At 46.9% G+C, this 7604-nt stretch carries 3 protein-coding genes; 1 reads left to right on the plus strand and 2 read right to left on the minus strand.

Annotated elements, in window-relative coordinates:
• Window positions 1-344 precede the first annotated feature (344 nt).
• Complete coding sequence (locus KDK15_RS03345) at window positions 345-2432, plus strand: hypothetical protein (protein WP_257293951.1); 2088 nt, start codon at window positions 345-347, stop codon at window positions 2430-2432.
• A 528-nt stretch (window positions 2433-2960) separates the two neighbouring features.
• On the opposite strand, the gene KDK15_RS03350 is transcribed toward KDK15_RS03345, so the two are convergent.
• Together KDK15_RS03350 and KDK15_RS03355 are read right to left on the minus strand one after the other, a co-directional pair.
• The gene (locus tag KDK15_RS03350) at window positions 2961-7034 is read right to left on the minus strand and encodes an ankyrin repeat domain-containing protein (protein WP_257293952.1); all 4074 of its coding nucleotides are present in this window, start codon (window positions 7032-7034) and stop codon (window positions 2961-2963) included.
• 368 nt (window positions 7035-7402) lie between these two features.
• The coding region (locus KDK15_RS03355; RefSeq protein WP_257293953.1) for a hypothetical protein at window positions 7403-7604 on the minus strand (202 nt) is incomplete at its 5' end.

Consider the following 7604-nt stretch of genomic DNA (forward strand, 5'->3'; position numbering starts at 1 on the left):
ATAGTAACTGCCCACTTAGCCAGAAAATACGATTCCATTTGGCCAACTACTTACCTGATTTAATCCCATAAGCACTGTTCATTGTGGGATCATGAATCCATGGATATCAGCTCTGGTGTGTTGTTACAGTGCAGATATTCAACAGGTCAGGCAGGACTGGCAGTTAATGATTTGTCTGACCATCAAATAAACCCACCAAAACATTTACGATTAAAATAGTTTTGAATTAATTTTTTCAAAACTTTTTTGTCATTACTTTTATGGCAAATACAGTTTTGAACTTATAGTTAATCGAAAGGTCTTCACATTATGTATTATTACAAATTCAGGGTAGTTGTCAGGGCATGTTCAATTCTCATTTATCAACAGGTCAAAAGCCTCTTACTGTTGCAACTTATAAAAGAGGAGAAAATACTGTAATCACAGAAGGAACCCAAACCCGTGTATATATCAATTCGCCGATTTCGGGTTTGCGCCCGTCTGAACCATTGATGTCAGGACAGCATGTCAATACTCAATTTCAACAAAGGAATATCACATCAACAGAACCAACAAACTGCAATTTTAACCCGGAAATACCCTCGCCCTCGTGCCATAATCAATACTCTGAAGTTGGTGCAGGCTTATCATCTCCAGCACCCACTTTCTTCTACCCTGCCAGGGATAACACGCAATTCACAGCTCGCCATCGGCCCAACGAAGAAACAACAACAATGATGATGACCGCAGGGATCCCACATAGCCCAAATTCGCAATTTACTCCAAGATATCAATTTGCGAGCCCAAATCCAGGTATGTTTTCGCAATCACAACCGATTATCGGTTTGCGCCTGGATAGTCCGGACCCTTTATTGTCGTCCAGTGGATTCACCAGATCAAATAGTATCCCGTCAAATCCAGCTTCCCCTCCAGAAACAACAGGCACACTTTTCCAAAACCGGAAGCTGACTCATTTCCTAAACCATATAGAGGCTAATCCACCCCAACAGGTTTCCCGGCATCAGCAGCCAGTGCCTCAAAGACAGCCTCTGGTTTCGAGGTTCAATGCTCAAGAGTTAAGTGCGCCTGCGACTCACACTTTGACCGTCAGGCCGACCCCGGATATTGGCAATCCCGGTACACCAATGGTAAGTTCCCCCGCCTCCACCATAAAATCCCCGCAACTCATAGCAGCAGTAGCAAACTCCGTTTCTCACGCCATCATACCTCAGCTTAAAACGGATATATCCAGTATTGTTAGAGCTATAATGCCTGAAATACTGCGGGAAATACTGGGGGAACAACTCAAAATTGAGGTAACTGATGCTGTTAAAGCTATGATGCCTGTATTACAGGAGCAAATAAATCAAGCGGCTGCATCATCAATAACAGCAATTATTACAGACTTGCAAATCAGTTTTATAAAATCTGTATCAGAAGCAGTCAGGCCATTAATGGAAACAACGCTGGAGGAAGCAAACAAACAATTTCTCGAACACGTTGATAAAATGCTGGCAGAAACTACTGAAAAGCACGCTAAGGCATTTGAAGAAAATTTTTCTCAGCTTCAGGCACAGCAGGAAAAAACTGAAGCAGCATCAAGTCAAACAATTGAATCATTAACAAAAGCTCAGGTAACATCACTGCAAACAGCTGAGGCGTTTAAAAAAGCATCAACTGATTTAAAAAAGTTGGTTAATAGCCAGGCAGAAAGACAGAAGCTGGCACCAACAATCAACCCTTTAAATTTTCCTCAATTAGATCAATTAGAGGCAACTGCAGGTTCTTCAACTTCATCAAACCGGGTTCTGGAAACCCCGGATAGCCCTCCAGCTAAAAAAATACGCACTTCAAGAGAATCGAGTCCTGTTGCTGATATTGAAGTGAAGAGAAACCAGGTTATTGTGACAAAATTAAGCAACGAAGTTAGTAAGGCCATGGGTATAAAACCACTGCACCACAATGAGTGTACTACTGGACAGATTCTACTACTTGCAGCTGGATTAATTAATGATGATAAAGAATTACTGGTCCAGTCTGCAAAGCCAAGATCAAGAAGACCACGCACCAACCCAAATCATCAGGAACGACAGAAATCAGAAAAAGATAAAAGAAGAAGAATGCAGTGTAAAATTAATTTTGGACTCAAGGAACTTGAAAACAGCGTTAGACGGTTTTCAGAACAACACTTTAAAGAAAAACGACCGGATATTGATGACACCCCCCATGGAATCATTAAAGAAGCATGGTCCATCCTGAGTGATCAAAATAAAACTGACCCAGAGAGATTCTCTGTGCCAAGGCAAAGTTTACGCAGTGCAGGAAAAAGCACAAATCTCAGTGAATATTACAAAAACTATAAGGCATTATTAGTTCAAGAGAAGAGCGAACTAAAAAATACCGGTTCTCCAGAAAAGAGTGAAGCACAAACAACGTTGGCATCACAAGAATAGTCCCTCCCAAACGACAGGGTGGATTTTTCAGGATCACTGATACATCACCAGTCCATTTCCTGAGTCCCTGCTGCCTGAGGGCATTGTATATCATCATTGTCTTCTACCAGGTTGTGATTAGGGCATCGTCCTGAAATAACTTCCTGATTTCCGGCTGAGTTCTTCGTCAGGCTCAGAACTCAGCTCAAACAGATTTAGTCCGTGAGACCGACCGGGAATTTATTTTCCAGACAAATCCTAGAGTGCATACACAGGCACCCCATTCCCAAGGTTCCCCGTGGGAATGAATACCCGAAGATCGACGTCTATGCAAAGTCCGCATTAAAAACCCAAGGCTCCGGCGAAAACAGGTTGTTTCACATCCTGCAGGCTCCGGTACTCATTCTCACGCAGAGCAAGGGAACGAGGATAAAAAATTTTTTCTTTGTGTCGGTTCCGTCTTTAACTTCCCGAAGTAGGGAGTAGGCGCAATGCCTGGGAGCCTGTTGAGGTTTTGTTGCCTCGCTGATCTTTCCGGCCAGAAAACTGTTATAAACGCCCTAGCTGAGAACGGACAGACTGTTGATTCTGTAAGTCTGTCGATTGAGCGGGCACGGCGTTGCTGCCTAACAATCCGTTTAGACTGGCACAAATTTGCTCTGTTTGCTGCCGATCAGCATTGGGCTGCTCCATCTTCTGTTTTGCCAAATTGACCGCCGCTCTGATAATAACCGGAGGATTTCTGTTCGCTTTCCCTTGCCAATAGTCCACCACCATTTTGGCAATATCCGGATGCTCAAGGGCTATGTCATACAGAAACACCGCCGGGTCGGAGTTGATATCAACATCAATGTTGATCAGTTCACTGACGACCTTGCGATGGCCATGATGTGCCGCATCGCTCAGGCACCGGCCCAGCTGGCCAACCATCTCCCCGTCGCCTGCAAGTGTCTCGAAAAGCCGGTGATTTTCTCCATCAGCAGCGCGAACCAGTATATTCATAATACGTTCGTACTGTTCAGCTACCACTTGCCAAAGCTTTGACAGCACTATTTTTTGTGTTGTCAGGGCCTGGTTACAAATAACGTCTTCAACATTGTCAGTGATCGATACCATGGACCGCACCACTTGCAAGTTGTCACTACCGGCATACAAAGTGGCGGCCAGAAGCAACGGATGCACCTCGCTGCCGACATCGGCGGTGTCCAGTTTAATCCCTGCATCAACAAACCGTTGCAACATGTTTACGTTTGCGTCCTGCACAATATGGCCCAGACTCGGGGTAGCCCGGGCGCCCTGTTGCCACAGTTCCGCCAACAGCCGGATATTTCCTGTTTTTGCAACACTGTAGAGGAGGCTGCTATTGCCATTGAGTCGGGAACGATCAAATTCAGCATTTTTCATCCCATGCAAAGCGTCCAGCAACAGCGTGGCGATTTCCTGCCGATCCAGACCAATGGCCAACACCAAAGCATCGGTCAGTGTCCGTGAAAGATCTCTGTTGATGTCATCCTCTGACTGTTGGCCCGGTGCCGCAGGGTTGTTGAGAGCCGGGCCTGCATCTCTCCAGCAATCCAGGATGGACCGGACAATATCATGGCAGTTCCCCTGTATCGCCTGAGAGAGGAAAGAGACCCCATTGTCGTCGGTGATATCAAGATCAGCTCCGGCGCGGATCAATGCCTGAATAACAGCTTCATTCTTTTCCAGATTAGCCAGATGGTCCTCAATAGTAGCATCATTGCAGGATTGCATCATCACAGAGCGATGAATCGGCGGCTCCTCCTCATCATCACTATCCCACTGACTGTTCCCCTGCCGATTAATAGCGGGGGAATATTGCAGATACTCCCACCTGTTCCGATCCATAATATTCTGTCTTGTTGCCAGCGCACTCTCCAGAGCGGTTCGGGCTTGTTTACTTTTTGCCAAGATCGAGAACAGAATACCCCTGAGACCAGCAGCTCCGGAATCACGCTCAACACCCACCAGCGACGAGAACACTGACGGATCCCTATCCTCACTGAAAATCAGTGCCTCAACCAGCCTGTTTCTTGCCTCAATATCATCAACAGCCGATAGCAGTACTGACAAAGCTTCCGTTTCCCTGGCTTGCGCCGCAAATTTAATATCATTACGGGGATCAACACCATGCTGAATGAGAGTTTTAACCTTCTCTTCCTCCTGGCGTACTGCCGCCATCAGCAAACCCGACGCTAACCAACAACGGCTGTTGTCAATACCTGCATTGAGAAATTCAATGACTACCGCCAACTCGTTATTGTCAAGCGCCATGGCAAAGGCAATCTGCACACTGATGGTTTTTTGCATGGCGAAGACACTGACCACCTGACTCTGTTTGCTTACCGCCGCCTGATGGAACAATTGCCGGAACCTGTTGCCACCAAGATCAGCCATACAGAGCAAATGCCTGAGCATTTCAACGTCTTCCCGGCCAACAGCAGCTGCTACTTCAGTTTCAATATCTACCCCACCTGTGGCTTTGATCAGCCTATTAGCGACCGATTTGTGACCTTTTCCGACAGCAATAAATAAGGCGGTTTTCCCATCCGGACTTTGCAGGTCAGCAGTTGCCCCCTTTTCCAGCAATAGCTGAACCATTTGCAGGTCTCCGCTGTTGGCGGCTTTGTGCAGCAAAGGCCAGCCATTGCGGTCAGTGGCATTGGCATCGGCCCCGGCAGCCAGCAGCGTTGCCAGCATTTTGTCATCGTTGTTCTTAAGGGCTTCAGAAAGAATCATTGCTGTTTTACTGGCATCCATTTTGTCTAACAGCTGTCTGATAACTGGTTCGCCATAGTCAGGATGATCAAGTACATAATTGATTACCCGTTGCGTCTCACGGAACATTTGTCCTGCGTCTGTGCAGGTAGCCAGCAGTGATCGCAATTCCGTTTCAGTGCCACCCCTGGCTGCCTGGGCAATAACACTGACTCGCCTATCAGGCCCCAGAGCTTCATACAACAGGTTTACAACCGCAGCATGGCTATTGCGGGCGGCAAAAGCCAGTGGCGTGTCAGCGTGATCATCCCCGCCATTGGCATCAATACCGGCATTGAGCAGGGCCTGCACCAGTGCTTTATCCCCGTTTTGCGCAGCAAGCCTTAAATAGTGACCACAGTCATCTGCGTTCCTGATCAGTAATTGTTCAAACACTTCTTGCTGGCCGTCAGAAACAGCCAGAGATAAGGCGTCCGCAAAACACGCCCCTGATTTGATCAGCGCAGCAATGGCTGCTTCATTCTGCTCGCCGACACAGACGCACAGCGCGTCTTCCAGCGTCACAACGTCTTTCAGTGCCTGCACCGTGACAAGGTCATCTTGTTGGGCAGCAAGGATTATGGCCTCAACGTAATGGGCATGCCCGATGATTCTGCGGAGTTCAGGCAATACCTGTAAATCCTCAAACAGCCTTCTGTTCTCTGCCTGTGCGGCCAGGAGAACAATCTCGCTGCCACTGACACCGAGGCTGTTCAGGAAGCTTATCGTCTCCGGACTGCGGTAATTCTTAACGACATCTTTAGCCGCCGGGTGGAGATCAACGCCAGCGACCAACAGCAATTGCGCCTTCTGCATGTCCTTTCGTTCAATTGCCTCGACCAGATACAACTTAGTGAGCCTGAAATCAACACACCTGACCAGCGTTGCCAGCGTACTGTGATCCTTCTCTTTCAGGGCAAGCTCCACTGACAGGTGAAACATATCCTGAGAGTCAAGGGCAAGCTTCTTGACACAGGTTTCATGATTATGTTCTGCAGCCACCAGAGCCAGAGGTACAGGTTCACGATAAATGACCGCCTGCTGCCGGTGGCAAACAGTATCCGGGGCTTGCCTTGCTATCTCCTCCAGCATGTCCTGATCGCCAACGACACAGGCCTGAATCGGTAGTGGTTCTTGAATTCCAGCCTGCAAATCTTTGTGACGCCGCTTCAACCCCTGCCGAACCAGAGTCGGCAAATCAGGAATATTATCGCCACTGCCCCAGCTGCTCGCACCATTTGCTGAGCTTGCTGAGAAGTTTGTTGACGAACTTGCTGACGAGCTTGTTGACGAGCTTGTTGACGTACTTGCTGACGAGTTTGTTGACGGACTTGCTGTCGAGCTTGCTGACGAGCTTGTTGACGGACTTGCTGTCGAGCTTGCTGACGAGCTTGTTGACGGACTTGTTGACGAGCTTGTTGAGCAGCTTGCCATTGTCACGTTGGTGTGGTTACTGACCACCCCTGTGCCACACTGATCATTTCCAGATCCGCTTGCTTGCCCACTGCCAGTAAACTTGTCCAAATAGGCAGCAAGCGCCGGCCGACAGTAGTTGATGGTGTCGCTGTTGCTATAAACCATGGTGCCCACATTAACTGCAGGCAGGGCGTTCTGTTTACAAGCCCCACATTTCAGATAATCACGGTTTGGTTTGACAGGAACCGTACAGGCATCTCTGCCCATCAGGCTTAGGGGGCTTGTTTTCCATTTTTGTAGACACTTGGAGTGAGAGAGGGTTTTGCAACAATGGGTCACGACAAAATCATTAAACTTACCTTTTAGATGTTCATAGCATATGTAGCATTCAAGATGCGGATCGGAAGCTGGTGCATTGACTGGTTCCACAAATCACTCCACGGCGGTTATTAAATCTCTATCTACGCACTTTGAGACATGTTTAAATAGTCAAAGTTCATTATCTCTGTCACTTTAGTTTCGTTTAAGCTTGAAATGATTATTCAATTACCGTGCTGTACCACAGCTCAGGGCGATAGAACCAGAAGCACGATCATTCATAAAACACAAAATTTGACTTTCTTTTCTACTTAATATAACTATCATCAGAACGATTGTATTTCTTGTTTTTCTCAATGCCCAAGATTTTCATTGAAAACCTGCAGATTTTAGCCACAATGAAGCCGCCGATTTTCAAAACAAGCATATTTTTAAAACTAATGCGATTCCGGTACTATTGGCTTTTGGGCTTCCGGGAGTCATTTCTTTTTACAATCAGGCATCATTGTGACAATCTGATCGGTTAAATGGTCATGGTAAAAACCATCAAGAATAAGCACGGATTGGTGATTTAATGAATGTCCGTACAGACGATTCTGGAAGGCTGTCCGAGAATAGACTGTTCTATTGCGGTTGCGATAAATTGATCTAAAAATTCCTGCTTCTTCGTCAAATAGCCCC

Origin of the sequence: Endozoicomonas sp. YOMI1 (assembly GCF_024606345.1) — a bacterium.
Classification (GTDB): domain Bacteria; phylum Pseudomonadota; class Gammaproteobacteria; order Pseudomonadales; family Endozoicomonadaceae; genus Endozoicomonas.

Bases quoted from the DNA above. Each gene is read 5' to 3' on its own strand.
- KDK15_RS03345 (WP_257293951.1), top strand. From the start codon at position 345: ATGTTCAATTCTCATTTATCAACAGGTCAAAAGCCTCTTACTGTTGCA.